Below are 20,077 nucleotides of genomic sequence, written 5' to 3' on the forward strand. Positions count from 1 at the left end.
GTCAGGCCTCTTCTCGCGGCAGCGCGCCGCGGTCCAGCGGCGCGTCTTCGCGCGAACCGTCTTCCCCCGGCACGTCTTCCCCCGGCACGTCGAAGCGGTAGCCCACGCCCCACACCGTCTGGATCAGCCGTGGCTTGGCCGGATCGTCCTCGATCTTCCCGCGCAGCCGCCGTACATGGACCGTGACGGTGGACAGGTCGCCGAACTCCCAGCCCCACACGTCCTGCATCAGCCGCTCCCGGCCGATCGCCTCACCGGGGTGCCGCATCAGATGCACGAGCAAGTCGAACTCCCGTAGGGTCAGGCCCAGTTCACGCCCGTCCTTGGTGGCGCGCCGGGCCGCGGGGTCCAGCACGATGCCCGCGGCGGCCAGCTCAGGCCCGGTCCGCCGTTCGCCCGCAGCGCCCCTGCGCCGCAGTACGGACTCGACCCTCAGCACCAGCTCGCGCGGGCTGAACGGCTTGGTCACATAGTCGTCCGCCCCGATTTCGAGCCCGAGGATCCGGTCGTCCTCGTCGCCGCGGGCGGTCAGCATGATCACCGCAACGTTGGCCGACGCACCGGCCCTGAGCCTGCGGCACACCTCCAGGCCGTCCATCCCCGGCAGCATCAGATCGAGGACGACCAGATCGGGCAGCCGTTCGGCGGCGATCCGCAGCGCCTGCCGCCCGTCGGCAGCCCGGTCCACGGTGAAGCCCGCGCGCTGCAGATAGCCGGTGACGACTTCGGCGACGGTCGGATCGTCGTCGACGACGAGAATGTTGTGCATACCGCAAGTGTGCTCTGTGCCGCCAGCGGTCCGGGCCCCGGTCCCCCTTACGAATCTGTGACGCCCCCGGGAAAAGGTCCATGTGCCCGACGACGTCCGATTCGTTCAAGACCGCAGGCCGGGGGCTGCCTACGGTGAGGTCATGACTCCACGACTCGATGCGATCGGCCTCGTCGTCTCCGACATGGCCGCCTCTCTCGCCTTCTACCGCCGGCTCGGCCTGGACATCCCCGCCGACGCCGACTCGGCGCCCCACGTCGAGGCGACACTGCCCGGCGGACTGCGCGTGCTGTGGGACACCGAGGAGGTCATCCGCTCCTTCGACCCCGGCTGGACCCGGCCCACGGGCGGCGAACGCCTCGGGCTCGCCTTCCACTGCGACAGTCCCGCCGAGGTGGACTCGGTCTACGCCGAGCTGACCGCGGCCGGCTACCGGGGGCACCTCAAGCCCTGGGACTCCGATTGGGGTCAGCGTTACGCACTCGTCCTCGACCCCGACGGCTGCGCCGTATCGCTGTTCAGCAGTTCTGTCAGTCCGCCGGCGTCCGCCTGAACTCGTCGATCGAGGGCGGTGGCGAGTTCGCGGCGGGTGGTGACGCCGAGTTTGGCGTAGGCGTGCTGGAGGTGGTTGTTGACGGTACGCACCGACAGCTGCAGCCCGTCGGCGATGTCCTTGCTGCGGGTGCCTGCGGCTGCGAGGAGAGCGACCTCGCGTTCGCGGGCGGTGAGCGCGGCGGTCGGCGCAGCGGCGGTCAGCAGAGCGGTACGTGCCCTCTCGCAGCGGCCTGCGAGGGCGGCGGCCCGGCCGGCGGCCGCGGTGGCGCGGCGGGCCCGGCCGGCGCGCTGCCACGCACAAGCGGCTGCCGCGGCCGACTCGGCAGCCTGCAGGTCGGCACCGGCCTGCTCGAATACCGCGGCGACGGCGAGGAGTTGGTCGGGGGCGTCGGCGGCGAGGGCGGCGGCCAGGCGCGCACCGGCGCGGGTGAGGGTGCTGTCACTGTGCCGGGCCAGTTCGGACAACCGCCCGGAAACCTCCTTGGCGCCGCCGAGGCGGGCGACGTCGGTGAGCAGCATGGCCTCGGGGGTGCCCAGGCCGGCGGCGCGGGCGCGCCGGGCAGCGCCGGTCAGGACGGTGCGGGCCTGGGCGAAGTGTCCCCGGGCGGCATGCAGCCAGGCCTCTCCCAGGAGTTCCTCGCCCGCGAAGACGTCCGGCCACAGGCAGTTCCGGGCCTCGGCACAGGCCTGTTCGGCCGCGTCGAGGTCGCCGAGTACCGCCGCACAGGCCGCCAGGCCGCTCAGCGCCGGGCCGAGCGGTCTGAGGTGCTGGTGCGTACGGGCCAGCGCGGCGGCCTCGGCGTACCACCGGCGCGCGCTCGCCGGATGCCCGGCCAGCCACTCGGTGCGGCCCAGACTGAAGGCCAGCCAGATCTGGTGGACGGGAGTCGTGCTGGCCCCGGCCAGTTCCGCGTACCCGCGCAGGCCCGCCTCGCGGGCTTCGGCCAGCCGTCCGTGGCTGCTCAGAGCGTGGTTCACCAAGGTGAGCTGGACTGCCGGGTGGGGACAGAGCGTCTGGTGACCGACCGTGAGATGGGCGGCGTGGGCGCGTTCGGCCCAGGCCACCGCGTTGCCGGTGCGGCCGACCAGTTCGAGCCCGAGCGGTTTCATCATGGCGCCGGTGAGCCAGGCCACCGGGTCCGGAGCCTGGTGGATGTCTTCTTCCAGGTCCTCCAGCAGGGCCAGCCCACGGACCGGCTCGCCCGAGGCGATCCGCATGGACCCCTCGTTGTGGTCCAGCATCCGCAGGCCGTCCGCGGTCGTGACCTGCGCGCGGGCGGCGTCAATCACCTTCAGCGCATCGTCCGGCTGCGCGGCTCCCCAGAAGAGGTTGAAGCTCCGCGCCATCGCGACGGCCAGCCGGTCCTGCTCGTTCGCGGCACCCGCGGCGGCGACGGCCAGTACGGCTTCGGCCCGCTGCGGATCCCCCAGCTCGAAGTACGTCTCGCCCAGCATCAGGCGGGTGGCGGTGGTGTGATGCTCTTCGGGCAGGGCTCCCAGCAGCAGGCTTGCCTGCCGGTAGTCGTGGGCGTACCGGGCCTGCGCCGCCGCCCGGACCAGCATCGCCGGATCTCCCGTCCCGGTCGCCGCCAGCCGCCAGGACGCGACGTGCAGTGCGTCGTCACGGCGCTTCAGTCCGCGCGCCTCGACCCGCGCCGCCTGCCGCACCAGCAACTCCCGCCGCCGCAGCACCGGCAGCTCCGCCCGCAGCACCTCGCCGTACAGCGGATGTGCCAGCGCCACCGATGTGCGGCGTCCGTCCAGCCCCGCACGCACCAGACCGGCGGACTCCAGTGCGGCCACCACGGCGGGCGACGCGGCCTGCTCCGCATCGGCAAGTGGCAGCGGCTCGCACAGCGCCAGCAGTTCCAGTACCGGCCGGGCCGCTCTGCCGGCCGCGGCCAGCCGAGCGCCGATCAGCTCGGCCAGCCGGGCCGTCCCCCGGACCGGCCCCCGCTCCAGCTGCCAGATCTCCCCGTCGCTGACGAGGGCACCCCGCTCGAGCGCCCCGGTGACCAACTCCCGCAGATACAGCACGTTGCCGCCGCAGGCCGCATGCAACTCCCGTACCGCCCACTGCGCCACGGGACCGCCCAGCACCGCCCGCAGCAGTTCTTCGGCCTCTTCACGCTCCAGCTCCGCCAGCTCCACCCGCCACACCGTGTCCCCGCGGCACAGCGCGTCCACCGCCTCCCCCACCGGCGCGCCGGTACACAAGGTCCCGAGGAGTCGCACCACACCCGCATCCATCAACTGCCGCAGCAGCACCGCGGAGGCGGCATCCAGCAGGTGCAGGTCATCGATCAGCAGCACCAGCGCTCGTCCGTCCGGTCCGGCCAACCGCCGCGCGACCGCCGCGAAGCCCACCACCGGATCCGACAGATCCACCCCGGCCGGCACCAGATGCGCGATCGCGCCCAGGGGTACCGACCGCGCAGCGGCACTGGCCGTCGCGCGCGCAACCCGCAATCCCGTCCCCTCCGCCCTCGCCAGACACTCCTCCACCAGCCGCGACTTGCCCACACCCGCCGACCCTGCGACCACGAATCCCCGGCACCGCCGATCGGCCAGCCCGCGGGCGAACAGCTCCAACTGCCCACCCCGGCCCACGAACACATCCGTGAAGCCGGGCGCTGTCACCGGGCCGGCCATCGTCATGGACCGTCTTTCCCGGTGAGTCCGACGATGAGGGCGTCGGCAGCGGGGTGCAGCAGCGCGGCGGCCTCAGGTGTCAGTTCCAGCCCCCGGACGAGGGCGATGGCGATGTCGGCGGCCTGGGCCGGGGTCACGGTCCTGGTGCCGGCCGTCGCGAAAGCCTCGGTGAGCAACGCGTGCAGGTCTTTGGTGAACTGCTGGACGACGGGCCCGCACAGCCGGTCGGCGGCATCGATCAGCTCCGCGGCGTGCGGAGAGTCCTCGACGACCTTCTGGAAGAGGCCCAGCTTGACTCCGAGGATCCCGCGGACGCGTTCGCGGGCGGTGCCCTCGGCGGCCGCGGCCTCTTCGGCCCGGGCCAGCGCCTGGCCGTGCAGGCGCTCGGCGAGCCGCAGGAAGGCGTCGTCCTTGTTGCGTACGTACTGATAGACGGCGGCGCGGGACATGCCCGCCGCCTTGGCGATGTCCTCCATGGTCGCGCGACGCACACCGTGCTTGGTGAAGGTCTCGTATGCCGCGTCGAGCACCTGGTCGAGTCGGGAGGTCACCCTGACACTCTATGCATCAAACGTCAGAATGCTCAAGACGCTCGATGGTACGCGCGACGGCGGCGGCGCTCGGTTTCGCCGACGAGCGGCAGCCCGATCGCGACGGTTTACTTGCGGGAGGGGCTGACCGGAGCCGCGCGCCAGAGCCGAAATGAGCAAAAGTTACTCATCCCGCCGCGCCCTCGAACCATCACAGTGGTCCCGACTGCGGCAAGCACGCCGCGCGGCATAGGCAGGCCGAAGAGCCGCTTCTCCCCTCTTCCAGATCTTTCAAGGACTTTGCCCATGGATGTCACGGTCAATGGATCCGCCCGTCAGGTCGGTGGTGAGGCGGACGCCACCGCCGTCCAGCTCCTGCGCGAGACGCTGGGTCTGACGGGGACCAAGCTTGTCTGCGGGGCGGGCGTGTGCGGGGCGTGCACCGTGCACGTCGACGGTGTCCCCACCGTTGCGTGCCTGACCCCGGCGTCGGCCCTGGAGGGCACGTCCGTCACCACAGTGGAAGGTCTGCAGGGCAAGCACGCCGTGCAGCGGGCGTTCGCCGCCCATGACGCGCTGCAGTGCGGCTACTGCACGCCCGGTTTCGTCATGGAGGCGTCGAGCTTCGTGGACCGCCGGCGGGCCGAGCACGGCGACACCGCCCCGTCGCGGGCCGAGATCGCCTCCGCGCTGGCGGGACACCTGTGTCGCTGCGGCGCGTACGAGGGGATCTACGCCGCCGTCGCCGCGGCGTGCACCGGCGCCCACGACACCGATGACGCTCCGCCGCCCCGCGTGGAGGCGATGGCGAAGATCAATGGCTCAGCGCTGTACACGACGGATGTCCACATGGACGGCCTCCTCGAGGGGGTCCTCGTCCGCTCCCGGCACGCGCACGCCCGGGTCACGTCGGTGACGGGCGGCGACCGGGTGGTCGATCTCCTGCCCGCCGACCGCACCGTCCGGTACGTCGGCCAGCCGATCGCCGCCGTGGCCGCCGAGAGCCTGCCCGCGGCCCAGGCCGCCGCCGAGCGGATCCAGGTGGCCTACGAGGTGCTGCCGGCCGTCGTCGAACTGCACCGTGCCGAGTTCCCGGACAGTCCCGTGGTCTATCCCACGAAACAAGAGCGGAAGCTGGCTCCCAAGTCATCCGAGGGGCTTTCGATTCCCGCGAGGTGGCACGGGAACGTACGGGGCCCGGTGTCGATGAACTGGCGCGGCGGCCTCGCCGTGAAGAGGATCGAGCAGGCCCGCGAGCAGGGCGACGACCGGTTGGTCGAGGCCACGTTCACCGTCGAACCACAGGTGCACACCCCCTTGGAGCCGCACGCGTGCCTGGCTTCGTGGGACAGGCGCGGCGAGCTTCATCTCTGGGTCTCCACCCAGGCCGTCGGCGTGGTCGCCGAGCGGGCCGCCGAGCGGTTCGGTCTGAAGCCCGGGCAGGTGCATGTCTCCGCGGAGCACGTCGGAGGCGGCTTCGGCGCGAAGCTCACCCTGACCAGCGAGATCGTCGCCGCGGCGGAACTGGCCCGGCGCCATGCCGCCCCCGTGCGCGTCGTGCTGGGCCGGGCCGAGGAACTCACCGACGGCGGTTACCGGCCCGGCGCCCGGGCCGACATCGCCATGCTCGCCGACGGAGACGGGAAGCTGGCCGCGCTGACCCTCGATGTGCACGGAGACGGTGGCACCTCCGTCGGCTCGGGGGTGGCCGCCCTGGCCAGGTTCATGTACGGGCACGCACCACGGCGGCTCCGGGACTACGACATCGTCACCCACAGGCCACCCGCCACCCCGTTCCGCGGACCGGGCGGACCGCCGATGGCCTGGGTCCTGGAGCAGACCGTCGACGAAATGGCCCACCGCATCGGGGAGGATCCCATCGCGCTTCGCCACCGCTGGGACGGCAACTCCAAGCGGCGCGCCCTGTACGACCTGGCAGCGGGTCTTGAGATGTGGACCGGGCGGCCCGCCGCCGGTTCCCAGACCGGCCGCTTCCGGCGCGGAGTGGGCGTCGCCGCCGCCAACTGGATGTACTTCCTCGACCGGGGCACGCAGATCGAGCTCACCGTCGAGGACGGCATCGTGGTCGCCCGGACGACCACCCAGGACATGGGCCAGGGCTCCCGGTCCGTCATCGCCGATGTGATCGTCGCCGAACTGGGCCTGCCGCCCGGGCGGGTCCGCGTGGACATCGGCCGGACCGGGACCGTCCACGGGCCCGCTTCGGGCGGCAGCCGCACCACCGCGTCCATCGGCCCGGCCGCCCGCGACGCGGCCGTTCGCCTGCGTGCCGCGCTGACCGACAAGGCCACCTCGCGCGGCACCGGCGGATCACTGGAGCAGCGTCTCGCCGACGCCGAGGGCCTTCGGGTGGTCGGCAGTCGTCCACGGGACCGCCGCGGCTATGTCACACCGGTGGAACTCGACCACTTGGTCGTCGGCCGGGGATTCAGCGGCGCTGTCCATGTCACCGAGGTCGAGGTCGACACCCGCCTCGGCCGGACACGGGTCACGCGCGTGTGGGGCGGGATCGCCGCCGGCCACATCTACTCGCCGACGCTGGCCCGCAGCCAGTGCCAGGGCGGCGTCATCCAGGGCATCGGGTACGCCCTGTACGAGGAGCGCATCACCGACCCGCTGACCGGTGTCGTGCTGAGCGACAACCTCGAGGACTACCGCATCCCCGGCATCGGCGACATCCCCGAGATCGACATCCACTTCCACGAAGCGGGTTTCGAACACGCCGACGGCGGCGGGGTCGGCCTGGGAGAGGTCTCGACGATGCCGGTGGCGGCAGCCATCGGCAATGCCGTCCACGCTGCCACCGGGTGGCGCCCCCTCCACCTGCCCATCCGCCCGGACCGCCTCCTGGAAGGACTGCGCCCGTGAACCAGCCCCTCACTCTCGACGAGGCCGCAGCCGTCGTTGCCGACAACGGCGGAGAGCTGCGCGCCGGTGGCACCGACACCGTCGCCCGCCGGCGTGGCGGAGTCACACGCGGCGCGTCGGTCCAGATTCCCCTGCTTCCCGCCCTGCGGGGCATCACCCGCCAGGCCGAAGGGACCACGCGGATAGGCGCGTTGACCGGTGTGGCCGAACTCGCCGAGGATCCCGGGCTGCAGGCGGACTACCCGGCCCTGACGATGACCGCGGGCGCTCTGGCCACACCGCAGATCCGTAACGCAGGCACCCTGGGCGGCAATCTGCTCCAGCACAACCGCTGCTGGTACTACCGCAACCCGCACTTCAGTTGCTACCGCGACGGCGGCGACGGCTGTCCGGCGCGCACCGGGGTCCACCTGCACGCCGCTGTGATCGACCAAGGCCCCTGCATCGCACCGCACCCCTCGTCGATCGCGATCGCCCTGCTCAGCTATGACGCCCAGGTCGACGTTCACGAACGGGGACCCCTCCCCGTGGCGGATCTGTACGGTGACGGATCCGACCCCACCCGAGACCATCTGCTCGCCCCGCAGCAGATCCTCACCGCCGTCACGCTGCCGGCTCCCCTCCCCGGCGAACGTGCCGCGTACAACCGGGCCATCAGCCGCGCCAAGGCGGAGTGGCCACTCGTCGAAGCGGTGGCCCGCGTCACCGTCTCCGACGGCGTCGTCACCGCGGTCGCCGTCGCCGCGGGCGGCATCGCCCACACCCCGCTGCGGATGACGGACGTCGAGGATGCCCTGCTCGGGCGCGAGCCGACGCCCGAGAACCTGTTCGCCGCCGCGACCGCCGCCACGACACGTTGCTCGCCTCTGCCGCAGACCCGCTACAAGGTGGAGCTGCTTCGCGACACCGTGCTCGACGTGCTCGAAACGGCGCTCCGGGCCGAGGCGACCTGACCACCGGCTCGAACCGCCGTGACATCAGGGCCGGTTGACGCACGCTCCGGCGGCCGCCTCGACGATCCGCTCAGGCGATCTCTTCGGCCGCCAGCACCTCGTAGGTGCCCAGGGTCATCCCGGCCAGATCGCGCATCTCCCGGGCGAGATGCGCCTGGTCGGCACAGCCCGCACGCACGGACGCCTCGGCATAGGGCACACCCTTGCGTACGAGCGCCAGCGCCCGCTGCAGCCGCAGCACCCGGGCCAGTGTCTTGGGCCCGTACCCGAAGGCGTCCAGGGAACGGCGGTGCAGCTGCCGCGCGCCCAGGCCAACCGCGTCCGCCGCGCCCGCGACAGTGCCGCCCGCTTCCAGTCGGCGTACCACCTCGCTCAGCAACGGGTCCGGCGGCACGGCGGCGGCCGCCCGTCCCAGCGCCACGGCCTCCAGCTCCGCGACCGGGTCAGGGGCCTCGCCGACGCGCTCGGCGAGGCGCCGGGCCTCTGCACCGCCCCACAGATCGGCGAGCTCGACCCGCCGGTCGCGCAGCTCCTGCGCCGGTACGCCGAGAAACGCGGGCGCGGTCCCCGGCGCGAAGCGCACGCCCGCGTACCGGATGCGCCGCACATCGGGAACGTAGCCATGGGTGTCGGGTCCGGCCACGAGGAGACGGCCGCCGGCCCAGAGCAGGTCCATGCAGCCGTCGGGGAGCACGGGATACACGGCACCCGTCGACGTCGTGCGATTCCAGACGACGGCGCCGTCGAGCCTGGACGGCCATTCCTCGTACACACCGTCGAGGCTACGGCCCGGCCTCCCGCCCGGCCCCCGCTAGTCCTTGTTCTCCTTGTCGCGGCTGTCCCGACCGTTGTCCCGTCCCGTGTGCAGCCGGGACCTCACGTCGTCGGGCGGCAGGAAGCGCGACCACCGTTCGGGGAACTCCGCGGGCATGTCCCCGCCGCCTCCCTCGTCCCCGTCCTCGTCCCCGTCTCCGTCCTCGTCCTCCTCGTCGTCCTCGCCGTCGTCATCGAGGACATGCGCCGCCTTCGCCCGTGCCACCAGCTCTGCCGCGTTGGCAGCGCGCAGCCGCTCGTTGGCAGCGCGGGCCGCCGCCGTGGCCACCGACGGCCAGACGCGGTCGATCGCGGCGTTGACCGCCGCGCCCACCAGGACCGCGAAGGCGGTGAGGCCGATCCAGAGCAGCACGGCGATGGGGGCGGCGAGCGAGCCGTAGATCGTGGGGCCCTCGACCGTGCTGGTGAGGTAGATACGCAGCAGGAAGCTGCCGAGCACCCACATCCCCAGCGCCACCAGCGCGCCCGGGACGTCCTCGATCCACGGGGAGCGTACGGGGACGGACACGTGGTAGAGCGTGGTCAGGAAGGCGACCGAGAGCAGGGTGACCACCGGCCAGTACAGGATGCTGACGACTTCCGTGCCCCACGGGACGATCTCCACCACCCGGTCGGGGCCGACGACCGCCAGGGGGAGCACCACCGCGCCGATCAGCAGGGCGACGATGTAGAGCAGGAAGGCCAGCAGCCGGGTGGCGACGATGCCGCGCTGGCCGTCGAGGCCGTACATCACGGTGATCGTGTCGATGAAGACGTTGACCGCTCGCGATCCCGACCACAGGGCGATGGCGAAGCCGATGGAGATGATGTCCGGCCGGCCGCCGTGGGTGACGTCCTCCAGCAGGGGCTTGGCGATCTCGTTGACGCCGCGCTGGGACAGCACCGTGCCCACGGCGTCCAGGATGTTCTCCTCGATCGAGGCGACGGTCGTGGTGTCGGTCCAGTCGTCGACGTAGCCGAGGAGACCGATCATGCCGAGCAGCAGCGGCGGCAGCGACAGCAGCGTGAAGAAGGCCGCCTCGGCGGCGAGGCCGAGGATGCGGTACTCGATGCACGAATTGACCGTGTCTTTCAGCAGCAGCCATGCCATCTTCCGCTTCGAGACGTTGCGGTAGAGGACCCGGGCCCGGTGGAGTCGGCCCGATGGCCGCTCGGGTGTTTCGTTTGCTGCCTGCACCTCCTTACCGTAGCGGCATGGCACCCAGCACCCACACAGTGACCAACCAGGCTCCGCCCCTGGTGGGGTACGACGTCTACACCTCCGACCAGGCCCTCACGGAGGGCGTGGAGCGGCATGTCGCTCCCGAACTCCTCGACGGTGTACGGGAGGACCTGTCGCTCCTCGGGCGCACCGCAGGCTCCGCCCAGGCGCAGGAATGGGGGGTGCAGGCCAACGAGAATCCGCCAAAACTGCGGACGCACGACCGGTACGGGAACCGGATCGACGAGGTCGAGTTCCATCCGGCCTGGCACCGGCTGCTGGGCAAGGCCGTCTCGTCCGGGCTGACCAACGCCTGGGGCCGGCCGGCGGGGCATGTGCGCCGGGCGGCCGGGTTCCTGGTGTGGACGCAGGCCGAGGCCGGGCACGGCTGCCCGGTGTCGATGACACACGCCTCCGTGCCCGCGCTGCGGACGGACCCGGCGCTCGCCGCCCAGTGGGAGCCGCGGCTGACGTCCGAGGTGTACGAGCAGGGGCTGAGGCCTGCCTCGGTGAAGGCGGGGTCCCTGTTCGGGATGGGGATGACGGAGAAGCAGGGCGGCAGCGACGTCAGGGCCAATACGACCTGGGCCGAGCCGATCGCGGGCGACGGAGAGTACCTGCTCACCGGTCACAAGTGGTTCTGCTCCGCTCCGATGTGTGACGGTTTTCTGGTGCTCGCCCAGGCGTCCGGCGGCCTGACCTGCTTCCTGGTGCCGCGGGTCCTTGAGGACGGGACCCACAACGTGTTCCGGATCCAGCGGCTCAAGGACAAGCTGGGCAACAAGTCCAATGCGTCGAGCGAGGTCGAGTTCGAGGGAACCTGGGCGCGGCGGGTCGGCGAGGAGGGCCGCGGGGTGCGCACCATCATCGAGATGGTGGCGGCGACCCGGCTGGACTGTGTCGTCGGATCGGCCGCGCTGATGCGGCAGTCGGTGGCGCAGGCGATCCACCACAGCGCCTATCGCAGCGCGTTCGGCGGGCTGTTGATCGACAAGCCGCTGATGCGTAACGTACTGGCCGATCTGGCGCTGGAGTCGGAGGCGGCCACGACGCTGGCGCTGCGGCTCGCCGCCGCGTACGACGCCGATACGGAGCAGGAGCGGGCCTTTTTGCGGCTCGCGGTGCCCGCAGCCAAGTACTGGGTGACCAAGCGCTGTACGCCGACGGTGGCCGAGGCCCTGGAGTGTCTGGGCGGCAACGGCTATGTCGAGGAGTCGGGGCTGCCGCGGCTGCTGCGCGAGTCGCCGCTCAACTCGATCTGGGAGGGCTCGGGCAACGTACAGGCCCTGGACGTGCTGCGAGCGATCCAGCGAGAGCCCCAGGCGCTGAACGCCTTCCTGCAGGAGGTCGGAAAGGCACGGGGCGCCGATCACCGGCTCGATGCGGCGATCAAGGATCTGCTGAGCGAACTGGCCGATCTGGACGGCATCGAGGCACGGGCGCGCAGGCTGGTGGAGCGGATGGCACTGGTGCTTCAGGGGTCGCTGCTGGTGCGCTGGGCGCCGCCGGAGGTGGCGGACGCGTTCTGCGCGTCACGGCTGGGCGGGGACTGGGGCACTGCCTTCGGCACGCTGCCGCACACGCTCGATCTGGCGTCGGTGGTGGAGCGGGCGCGAGCCGTGGTGTGACAGCTGGGGCGTGTCTGAGAAGTCGCAGGCGAAGCTACGGGGAGGGACTTCTCAAACACGCCCCAGGGCTGTCGGGGTGGTGCTGCGCCGACACGGCACCACCCCGCGCTGCGTCATGCGCCCGCTGCGCGGTGCACGACCACCGGCCAACCGGTGCACCGTCACCTTCGTACAAACACACGCCCGTTCGCGAGGGTTGCAAGGGGTTGCAGCCTTGTGCGCCGTATCGCCACGGAGGCCCGCCCGCGAGAGGCAGGATTGAGCCGGGCTGCCCCCCACGCTCGGACGCTGGCGTCGCCCAGGAGGACCCAGTGCACAACACGCCGCTCGACCTGGCCAGGCTCTCCGGCATGGACGCCGGGGAAGCCACCCGGCTGCTGAAGGGGGTACGGGACGCCGCGCTCAGCGGGCGCCGGTCCCGGGTCGCCCCGCGGGCCGACATCGAGGAGTCGTGGCAGCGGATGCTGCGCCGCGGCGTGGATCCCGACCGGGACCGCAGGGCCGGGCTGCTGCCGCTGGAGGAGATCGAACGCCGTCGGCAGGCATCCCCGCTGCGGGAGGTGCTGCCCGTCCTGCGGGACGGTCTCGTCTCCATCGCGGAGGCGGCGCAGCACATCATGGTCGTCGCGGACCCGGAGGGGCGGGTGCTGTGGCGCGAGGGCAAGTCGTCGGTGCTGCGCAAGGGCGACGCGCACGGCTTCGTCCTGGGCGCCGACTGGAACGAGAGCCTCGTCGGCACCAACGGCGTCGGCACTCCCCTGGTCTCGCGGCGGCCCGTCCAGGTGCACTCCGCCGAACACTTCGTCTCGACCCACGACACCTGGACCTGTGCGGGCGCTCCGGTCACCGATCCGCGCGACGGCAGGCTGATCGGGGTGGTCGACGTCAGCGGACCGCTGGCCACGATGCATCCGGCGACCCTCAAGCTGGTCACCACGGTGACCCGGCTCGCGGAGGCGGAGCTGCGCAACGCGCACTTCGCGACGCTGGACCGGCTGCGAACGGTGGCGTCGCCACTGCTCGCGCGGATGACGGGCCGTGCGCTGGCCGTGGATGTGAACGGCTGGCCCGCCGCGGTCACCGGCATGCAGCCGCCCGGCCGGCTCCCGCTGCCGAAGTCCCTCGGCAGCCGCGTCTGGCTGCCCTCGCTGGGCATGTGCTCGGTCGAACCGCTGCCCGGCGGCTGGCTGGTACGGCCGGAAGAGCGGTCCACCGCCGCGCCGACCCGGGTGGTTGTGGATCTCAGCCTGCCCCGGCGGCCCTTCGTGACCGTCTCCGGCGAGGCGGGCAGCTGGGCCAAGGAGCTCAGCCCGCGCCATGCCGAGCTGCTGTATGTCCTGGCGCTGTATCGCGACGGGCGCAGCGCGGCGCAGCTGGCGCAGGACATCTTCGAGGACCCGACGCGGACGGTGACGGTACGGGCCGAGATGTCGCGGCTGCGGCGGCATCTGGCACAGGTGCTGGCGCACCGCCCGTACCGCTTCACCGAGGACGTCGAGGTGGAGCTCGTCGGGCCGCCGGAACCGGCCGAGCTGCTGCCGCACTCGACGGCCCCGGTGGTGCGCCGGGCGCGCCGCGGAAAGCAGTGACCGCGTGCGCACGCTCCGGCACCGCCTTTGGCCAGTTCACGGTGGCGTGATTTTCTGGCGCACATGAGCATCACTGTGACCACGTGGTCCCTGGAACAGACCTCGCCCGCGGATCTTCGCCCGTCCCCCGCGCCCGAAGGAGATCTGCGGATCGTCCGCGCCGAGGTGCCCTCGCCCGAGTTCAGCCGCTTCCTGTACGCCGCCGTCGGCGGTGACATCCACTGGAACGACCGGCTCGGCATGACGTACGCGCAGTGGGAGGAACTGCTCGCGAGGCCGGGCACCGAGACCTGGGTCGCGTACGAGAAGGGCACCCCGGCCGGTTATGTGGAGCTGGAGGCGCAGGACGGGGGCTGTGTCGAGATCGTCTACTTCGGCCTGATCCCGGCCTTCCGCGGACGCCGGATCGGCGGTCATCTGCTCGGTTACGGAGTCGCGAGGGCCTGGGACCTGGCGGAGCGATGGCCCGGTCTCCCGCCGACGAAGCGGGTCTGGCTGCACACCTGCTCCAAGGACGGCCCGCATGCGATGGACAACTATCTGCGGCGGGGCTTCACTCTGTTCGACACGAAGGTCGAGCAGGAGACCGAGACGGCCACGCCCGGCCCCTGGCCCGGTGCGCACGGCTGAGTGACGGGCGCCACATCGTCTCGCGATGCGGGACTGTGTTGTCCACATTCTGGATAATGGTGGACTGCTCTTGGACCGCCATGACACGCTTCCGTCATGTCTGGAACTGGAATTGCCTTGGTGAGTCGGCGGCACGTCGACCTCGGCCGCATGTCCAGCGCCATCTGTCCGGCCTGCTGAAAGAACAGCACAGCCGAGTCTCCCGCATTCTTCTCATCCCCCTGCGCACCGTCGCGCCCCCGCGCGAGTGTGCAGCTCAGAGCCGCCCTCCTGCAGTCTCGAAGGACATACCGCCATGGCCGCCATCCCCGAAAAGCCCGCCACCGCCACGCCCCGCCGCAAGGCCGGACGCCACCGCGGCGAGGGCCAGTGGGCTGTTGGCCACATGACGCCGCTGAACGCCAACGAGCAGACCAAGAAGGACGACGACGGTCTCAACGTGCGGACACGCATTGAGACGATCTACGCCCACCGCGGCTTCGACTCGATCGACGGCGCCGATCTGCGCGGACGGATGCGCTGGTGGGGGCTCTACACCCAGCGCAAGCCCGGGATCGACGGCGGCAAGACCGCGATCCTGGAGCCGGAGGAGCTGGACGACAAGTACTTCATGCTGCGCGTCCGTATCGACGGCGGGCGGCTGACCACCGATCAGCTGCGGGTCATCGGCGAGATCTCGCAGGAGTTCGCGCGCGGCACTGCCGACCTCACCGACCGGCAGAATGTCCAGTACCACTGGATTCGCATCGAGGACGTCCCGGAGATCTGGCGCCGTCTCGAAGAGGTCGGCCTGTCGACCACCGAGGCGTGCGGTGACACTCCCCGCGTCGTGCTCGGCTCGCCGGTCGCCGGTATCGCCGAGGACGAGATCATCGACGGCAGCCCGGCCGTCGACGAGATCTACCGCCGGATCGTGGGCAACCCCGCCTTCTCCAACCTGCCGCGCAAGTTCAAGTCGGCGATCTCCGGATCGCCGCTGCTGGACGTCGCGCACGAGATCAACGACATCGCCTTCGTCGGCGTGAACCACCCGGAGCACGGCCCCGGCTTCGACCTGTGGGTCGGCGGCGGTCTCTCCACCAACCCCAAGATCGGTGTACGGCTGGGCGCCTGGGTCCCCCTCGACGAGGTGCCCGATGTCTACGAGGGCGTCATCTCGATCTTCCGCGACTACGGCTACCGCCGGCTGCGCACCCGCGCCCGGCTGAAGTTCCTGGTCGCCGACTGGGGCGCCGAGAAGTTCCGCCAGGTCCTCGAGGACGAGTACCTGAAGCGCGAGCTGGTGGACGGGCCCGCCCCCGAGCAGCCCGTGCAGCAGTGGCGCGACCACGTCGGCGTGCACCGGCAGCAGGACGGACGTTTCTACGTCGGGTTCGCGCCGCGCGTGGGACGGGTGGACGGCGCCACGCTCACAAAGATCGCCGAACTGGCCGCCGATCACGGCTCGGGCCGGCTGCGTACCACCGTCGAGCAGAAGATGATCGTGCTCGATGTCGAGGAGGCGCAGGTCGAGTCGCTCGTGTCCGGTCTGGAGGCGCTGGACCTGCGGGTCACCCCCTCGCCGTTCAGGCGGGGCACGATGGCCTGCACCGGTATCGAGTTCTGCAAGCTGGCGATCGTCGAGACCAAGGCGCGCGGCGCCTCGCTGATCGACGAACTCGAGCGCCGCATCCCCGAGTTCGACCAGCCGATCACCATCAACATCAACGGCTGCCCCAACGCCTGCGCCCGTATCCAGGTCGCGGACATCGGTCTCAAGGGCCAGCTGGTCCTGGACGACGAGGGCAATCAGGTCGAGGGCTTCCAGGTGCACCTGGGCGGCGCGCTCGGCCTGGAGGCCGGGTTCGGCCGCAAGGTCCGTGGCCTGAAGGTCACATCAGCCGAGCTGCCCGACTACGTCGAGCGGGTGCTCAAGCGCTTCCAGGCGGAGCGCGAGGACGGCGAGCGCTTCGCCACCTGGGCTGCCCGCGCCTCCGAGGAGGCCCTCTCGTGAGCGAGCGTGCCGCGCCCTTCTACTGCCCCTACTGCGGCGACGAGGACCTGCGTCCCAGCGAGCAGGGCCACGGCGCCTGGGAATGCGCAGCCTGCAATCGAGCCTTCCAGTTGAAGTTCCTCGGGCTGCTGACCCGCGGACTTCAGCGCAACGACGGTGGAGGGAACGAGATATGACGACCACTCAGGACACAAGCCTGAAGGAACTCGCCGAGCAGGCCGGGCGGGAGCTGGAAGACGCCTCCGCCCTGGAGATCCTGAAGTGGGCGGCCGAGACCTTCGGCCCGCGCTTCTGCGTCACCTCCTCCATGGAGGACGCGGTGGTCGCCCATCTCGCCTCCCGTGCCCTCCCCGGCGTCGACGTCGTCTTCCTCGACACCGGCTACCACTTCCCCGAGACCATCGGGACCCGCGACGCGGTCGAGGCCGTGATGGACGTCAACGTCATCACGCTCACGCCCCGTCAGTCGGTGGCCGAGCAGGACGCCGAGTACGGCCCGAAGCTGCACGACCGCGACCCCGACCTGTGCTGCGCCCTGCGCAAGGTCAAGCCCCTCGAAGAGGGACTCACCGCGTACGAGGCCTGGGCGACGGGCCTGCGCCGCGACGAGTCCCCGACCCGGGCGAACACCCCGGTCGTCGGCTGGGACGAGAAGCGGCAGAAGGTCAAGATCTCGCCGATCGCCCGCTGGACGCAGGACGACGTGGATGCCTACGTCGCCGAGCACGGCGTCCTCACCAACCCGCTGCTGATGGACGGTTACGCATCGGTGGGCTGCGCACCCTGCACCCGCCGGGTGCTTCAGGGCGAGGACGCCCGGGCCGGCCGCTGGGCCGGACGGGGCAAGACCGAATGCGGGCTGCACTGATGACGATTCTGGGAGACAAGCACGTGACTGGGGCCACCATCTGGCTCACGGGGCTGCCGAGCGCGGGCAAGACCACCATCGCCTACGAGCTGGCGGAGCGGCTGCGCGCCGAGGGCCACCGGACCGAGGTGCTCGACGGCGACGAGATCCGCGAGTTCCTCTCCGCGGGCCTCGGCTTCAGCCGCGAGGACCGGCACACCAACGTCCAGCGGATCGGCTTCGTCGCCGAACTGCTGGCGTCCAACGGCGTCAAGGCGCTGGTGCCGGTGATCGCTCCGTACGAGGACAGCCGCGAGGCCGTCCGCAAGCGCCACGCCGCCGAGGGCACCGAGTACGTCGAGGTGCATGTCGCCACTCCGGTGGAGGTCTGCTCCGTACGCGATGTGAAGGGCCTCTACGCCAAGCAGGCCGCCGGCGAGATCAGCGGTCTGACCGGCGTCGACGACCCGTACGAGGAGCCGCAGAGCCCGGATCTGCGGATCGAGTCGCACCAGCAGACCGTGCAGGAGTCCGCGGCGGCGCTTCACGCGCTGCTCACCGAGAGGGGTCTGGCATGAGGGCCGTCGCTGCGTTGAACGAGGCCGCGGACAGTTCTGGGGGCTCCAGCCCGTACGCGCTGTCGCACCTGGACGCGCTGGAGTCCGAGGCGGTGCACATCTTCCGCGAGGTGGCGGGAGAGTTCGAGCGGCCGGTGATTCTCTTCTCCGGCGGCAAGGACTCCATCGTCATGCTGCATCTGGCGCTGAAGGCCTTCGCCCCGGCGGCGATCCCCTTCTCGCTGCTGCACGTGGACACCGGACACAACTTCCCCGAGGTGCTGGAGTACCGCGACCGCGCGGTGGCGCAGCACAGTCTCCGGCTGCATGTGGCGTCCGTGCAGGAGTACATCGACGCCGGGAAGTTGCGCGAGCGTCCCGACGGGACGCGCAACCCGCTGCAGACGGTGCCGCTGACCGAGGCGATTCAGCAGCACCGTTTCGACGCGGTGTTCGGCGGCGGCCGCCGGGACGAGGAGAAGGCGCGCGCCAAGGAGCGGGTCTTCTCGCTGCGCGACGAGTTCTCGCAGTGGGACCCGCGCCGCCAGCGGCCCGAGCTGTGGCAGCTCTACAACGGCCGTCACGCACCCGGCGAGCACGTCCGGGTGTTCCCGCTCAGCAACTGGACCGAGCTGGACGTCTGGCAGTACATCGAGCGCGAGAAGATCGAGCTGCCCGAAATCTACTTCGCGCACGAGCGTGAGGTCTTCGCCCGTAACGGCATGTGGCTGACCGCCGGCGAGTGGGGCGGCCCCAAGGAGTCGGAGAGCGTCGAGACGCGGCTGATCCGCTACCGCACCGTCGGCGACATGTCCTGCACCGGCGCCGTCGACTCCGACGCCACCACGCTCGACGCCGTGATCGCCGAGATCGCCGCATCCCGGCTCACCGAGCGGGGCGCCACCCGCGCCGACGACAAGATGTCCGAGGCCGCGATGGAAGACCGCAAGCGCGAAGGGTACTTCTAGCCATGAGCACCACGACCGAACAGCTCGCCGGGATCTCGGCCACCACCCTGCTGCGTTTCGCCACCGCCGGCTCCGTCGACGACGGCAAGTCCACCCTCGTCGGACGGCTGCTGCACGACTCCAAGTCGGTGCTCACCGACCAGCTGGAGGCCGTCGAGCACGCATCCCGCTCGCGCGGCCAGGAGACACCGGACCTGGCGCTGCTCACGGACGGTCTGCGGGCCGAGCGTGAGCAGGGCATCACCATCGACGTCGCCTACCGCTACTTCGCCACCGCGCGCAGGCGGTTCATCCTCGCCGACACCCCGGGCCATGTGCAGTACACCCGGAACATGGTCACCGGCGCGTCCACCGCCGAGCTTGCCGTGGTGCTGGTCGACGCCCGCAACGGCGTGGTCGAGCAGACCCGCCGCCATGCCGCCGTCGCCGCCCTGCTGCGCGTCCCGCATGTCGTCCTCGCCGTCAACAAGATGGACCTCGTCGACTACGCCGAGCCCGTCTTCGCCGCGATCGCCGAGGAGTTCACCGCGTACGCCGCGTCCCTGGGCGTCCCCGAGATCACCGCGATCCCGATCTCGGCACTCGCGGGCGACAACGTCGTGGAGCCCAGCGCCAACATGGACTGGTACGGCGGACCGACCGTCCTGGAGCACCTGGAGACGGTCCCGGTCAGCCACGATCTGACCGGCTGCCACGCCCGGCTGCCCGTGCAGTACGTGATCCGTCCGCAGACCGCCGAGCACCCCGACTACCGGGGCTACGCGGGCCAGATCGCCGCCGGTACGTTCCGCGTCGGCGAGCAGATCACGGTGCTGCCCGCGGGCCGTACCTCGAAGATCGCCGGGATCGATCTGCTCGGTGAGTCGGTGGACATCGCCTGGACCCCGCAGTCCGTCACCCTCCTGCTGGAGGACGACATCGACATCTCGCGCGGCGACCTGATCGTGCCGAGCGGGGACGCGCCCGCGACCACCCAGGACGTTGAGGCAACGGTCTGCCATGTCGCGGACCAGCCGCTGACCGTCGGGCAGCGGGTGCTGCTCAAGCACACCACCCGCACGGTCAAGGCGATCGTCAAGGAGATCCCCTCCCGGCTGACCCTCGACGACCTGTCCCAGCACCCGAACCCCGGGCATCTGGTCGCCAACGACATCGGCCTCGTCAAGGTCCGTACGGCCGAGCCCCTCGCGCTCGACTCGTACGCCGACTCCCGCCGCACCGGCTCGTTCCTGCTGATCGACCCCGCGGACGGCACCACGCTGGCAGCCGGCATGGCGGGCGACTCCTTCGCCACCACCGCCGAGGCCGTGCACGTCGCCGACGACGAGGGCTGGGACTTCTGATGACCACCGACTTCTACGGCACGTTCGCGAAGGAGGGCGGCCGCGTCGGCAGCGGCACCCTCGGCGCGGGCACGGGCGGGGTGGCGCGATGTGCGCGATGACGTACGCGCACTGCCTGCGCGCCCGCACCCCCCGCACC

Annotated in this window: 18 protein-coding genes; 13 read left to right on the plus strand and 5 right to left on the minus strand. The window is 71.2% G+C overall.

The window, feature by feature from the left end; all coding sequences use genetic code 11:
* Position 1: 1 nt before the first annotated feature.
* On the minus strand, positions 2 to 769 hold the full coding sequence (locus tag OHA61_RS07940) for a response regulator transcription factor (RefSeq protein ID WP_406302420.1): 768 nt from the start codon (positions 767 to 769) through the stop codon (positions 2 to 4).
* 142 nt (positions 770 to 911) lie between these two features.
* On the opposite strand from OHA61_RS07940, the gene OHA61_RS07945 reads away from it, so the two are divergent.
* Positions 912 to 1,322: a VOC family protein gene (locus OHA61_RS07945; protein ID WP_406302421.1), complete on the plus strand. Its 411-nt coding sequence runs from the start codon at positions 912 to 914 to the stop codon at positions 1,320 to 1,322.
* Here OHA61_RS07945 and OHA61_RS07950 read toward each other — a convergent pair.
* A complete protein-coding gene (locus tag OHA61_RS07950) occupies positions 1,244 to 3,982 on the minus strand; it encodes a helix-turn-helix transcriptional regulator (RefSeq protein WP_406302422.1) in 2,739 nt (912 codons plus the stop codon). The two genes, OHA61_RS07945 and OHA61_RS07950, sit on opposite strands and share 79 nt — an antisense overlap.
* Positions 3,979 to 4,527, minus strand: a complete 549-nt coding sequence (locus tag OHA61_RS07955) for a TetR/AcrR family transcriptional regulator (protein ID WP_406302423.1) — start codon at positions 4,525 to 4,527, stop codon at positions 3,979 to 3,981. The genes OHA61_RS07950 and OHA61_RS07955 overlap by 4 nt, the downstream gene beginning before the upstream one ends.
* Positions 4,528 to 4,812: 285 nt before the next feature.
* Here OHA61_RS07955 and OHA61_RS07960 point away from each other — a divergent pair, with 285 nt between their 5' ends.
* A complete protein-coding gene (locus OHA61_RS07960; protein WP_406302424.1) occupies positions 4,813 to 7,395 on the plus strand; it encodes a molybdopterin-dependent oxidoreductase in 2,583 nt (860 codons plus the stop codon).
* Positions 7,392 to 8,348: an FAD binding domain-containing protein gene (locus OHA61_RS07965; protein ID WP_406302425.1), complete on the plus strand. Its 957-nt coding sequence runs from the start codon at positions 7,392 to 7,394 to the stop codon at positions 8,346 to 8,348. Before OHA61_RS07960 ends, OHA61_RS07965 begins: the two co-directional genes overlap by 4 nt.
* Before the next feature lie 70 nt (positions 8,349 to 8,418).
* On the opposite strand, the gene OHA61_RS07970 is transcribed toward OHA61_RS07965, so the two are convergent.
* Both OHA61_RS07970 and OHA61_RS07975 read right to left on the minus strand, forming a co-directional pair.
* Positions 8,419 to 9,120 carry a DUF6597 domain-containing transcriptional factor gene (locus OHA61_RS07970; protein WP_406302426.1) on the minus strand — a complete coding sequence of 234 codons (702 nt, stop codon included), beginning with the start codon at positions 9,118 to 9,120 and terminating at the stop codon, positions 8,419 to 8,421.
* A 39-nt stretch (positions 9,121 to 9,159) separates the two neighbouring features.
* Positions 9,160 to 10,359: a YihY/virulence factor BrkB family protein gene (locus OHA61_RS07975; RefSeq protein ID WP_406302427.1), complete on the minus strand. Its 1,200-nt coding sequence runs from the start codon at positions 10,357 to 10,359 to the stop codon at positions 9,160 to 9,162.
* Positions 10,360 to 10,376: 17 nt separating this feature from the next.
* Between OHA61_RS07975 and OHA61_RS07980 the strand changes: the two genes are divergently transcribed.
* The 10 genes from OHA61_RS07980 (at position 10,377) to OHA61_RS08025 (ending at position 19,938) form a co-directional block, all read left to right on the plus strand.
* The gene (locus OHA61_RS07980) at positions 10,377 to 12,011 is read left to right on the plus strand and encodes an acyl-CoA dehydrogenase family protein (protein WP_406302428.1); all 1,635 of its coding nucleotides are present in this window, start codon (positions 10,377 to 10,379) and stop codon (positions 12,009 to 12,011) included.
* A gap of 311 nt (positions 12,012 to 12,322) precedes the next feature.
* Positions 12,323 to 13,600: a GAF domain-containing protein gene (locus tag OHA61_RS07985; RefSeq protein WP_406302429.1), complete on the plus strand. Its 1,278-nt coding sequence runs from the start codon at positions 12,323 to 12,325 to the stop codon at positions 13,598 to 13,600.
* A 63-nt stretch (positions 13,601 to 13,663) separates the two neighbouring features.
* Positions 13,664 to 14,230 carry a GNAT family N-acetyltransferase gene (locus OHA61_RS07990; RefSeq protein ID WP_406302430.1) on the plus strand — a complete coding sequence of 189 codons (567 nt, stop codon included), beginning with the start codon at positions 13,664 to 13,666 and terminating at the stop codon, positions 14,228 to 14,230.
* 96 nt (positions 14,231 to 14,326) lie between these two features.
* On the plus strand, positions 14,327 to 14,410 hold the full coding sequence (locus OHA61_RS07995) for a putative leader peptide (protein WP_313904670.1): 84 nt from the start codon (positions 14,327 to 14,329) through the stop codon (positions 14,408 to 14,410).
* 115 nt (positions 14,411 to 14,525) lie between these two features.
* Positions 14,526 to 16,223 carry a nitrite/sulfite reductase gene (locus OHA61_RS08000; protein WP_406302432.1) on the plus strand — a complete coding sequence of 566 codons (1,698 nt, stop codon included), beginning with the start codon at positions 14,526 to 14,528 and terminating at the stop codon, positions 16,221 to 16,223.
* Entirely contained in the window at positions 16,220 to 16,399 is a 180-nt protein-coding gene (locus tag OHA61_RS08005; protein ID WP_215090936.1) for a hypothetical protein, read from the plus strand. Before OHA61_RS08000 ends, OHA61_RS08005 begins: the two co-directional genes overlap by 4 nt.
* The gene (locus OHA61_RS08010) at positions 16,396 to 17,091 is read left to right on the plus strand and encodes a phosphoadenylyl-sulfate reductase (protein ID WP_361912160.1); all 696 of its coding nucleotides are present in this window, start codon (positions 16,396 to 16,398) and stop codon (positions 17,089 to 17,091) included. The genes OHA61_RS08005 and OHA61_RS08010 overlap by 4 nt, the downstream gene beginning before the upstream one ends.
* Entirely contained in the window at positions 17,076 to 17,648 is a 573-nt protein-coding gene (gene cysC / locus OHA61_RS08015) for an adenylyl-sulfate kinase (protein WP_328667372.1), read from the plus strand. The genes OHA61_RS08010 and cysC overlap by 16 nt, the downstream gene beginning before the upstream one ends.
* Entirely contained in the window at positions 17,645 to 18,595 is a 951-nt protein-coding gene (gene cysD, locus OHA61_RS08020) for a sulfate adenylyltransferase subunit CysD (protein WP_324977552.1), read from the plus strand. The genes cysC and cysD overlap by 4 nt, the downstream gene beginning before the upstream one ends.
* A gap of 2 nt (positions 18,596 to 18,597) precedes the next feature.
* Positions 18,598 to 19,938, plus strand: coding sequence for a sulfate adenylyltransferase subunit 1 (locus tag OHA61_RS08025; RefSeq protein WP_406302433.1), 1,341 nt, complete (start codon positions 18,598 to 18,600; stop codon positions 19,936 to 19,938).
* Positions 19,939 to 20,077 lie beyond the last annotated feature (139 nt).

It is taken from the genome of Streptomyces sp. NBC_00885, assembly GCF_045207475.1.
Taxonomy (GTDB): Bacteria; Actinomycetota; Actinomycetes; order Streptomycetales; family Streptomycetaceae; genus Streptomyces.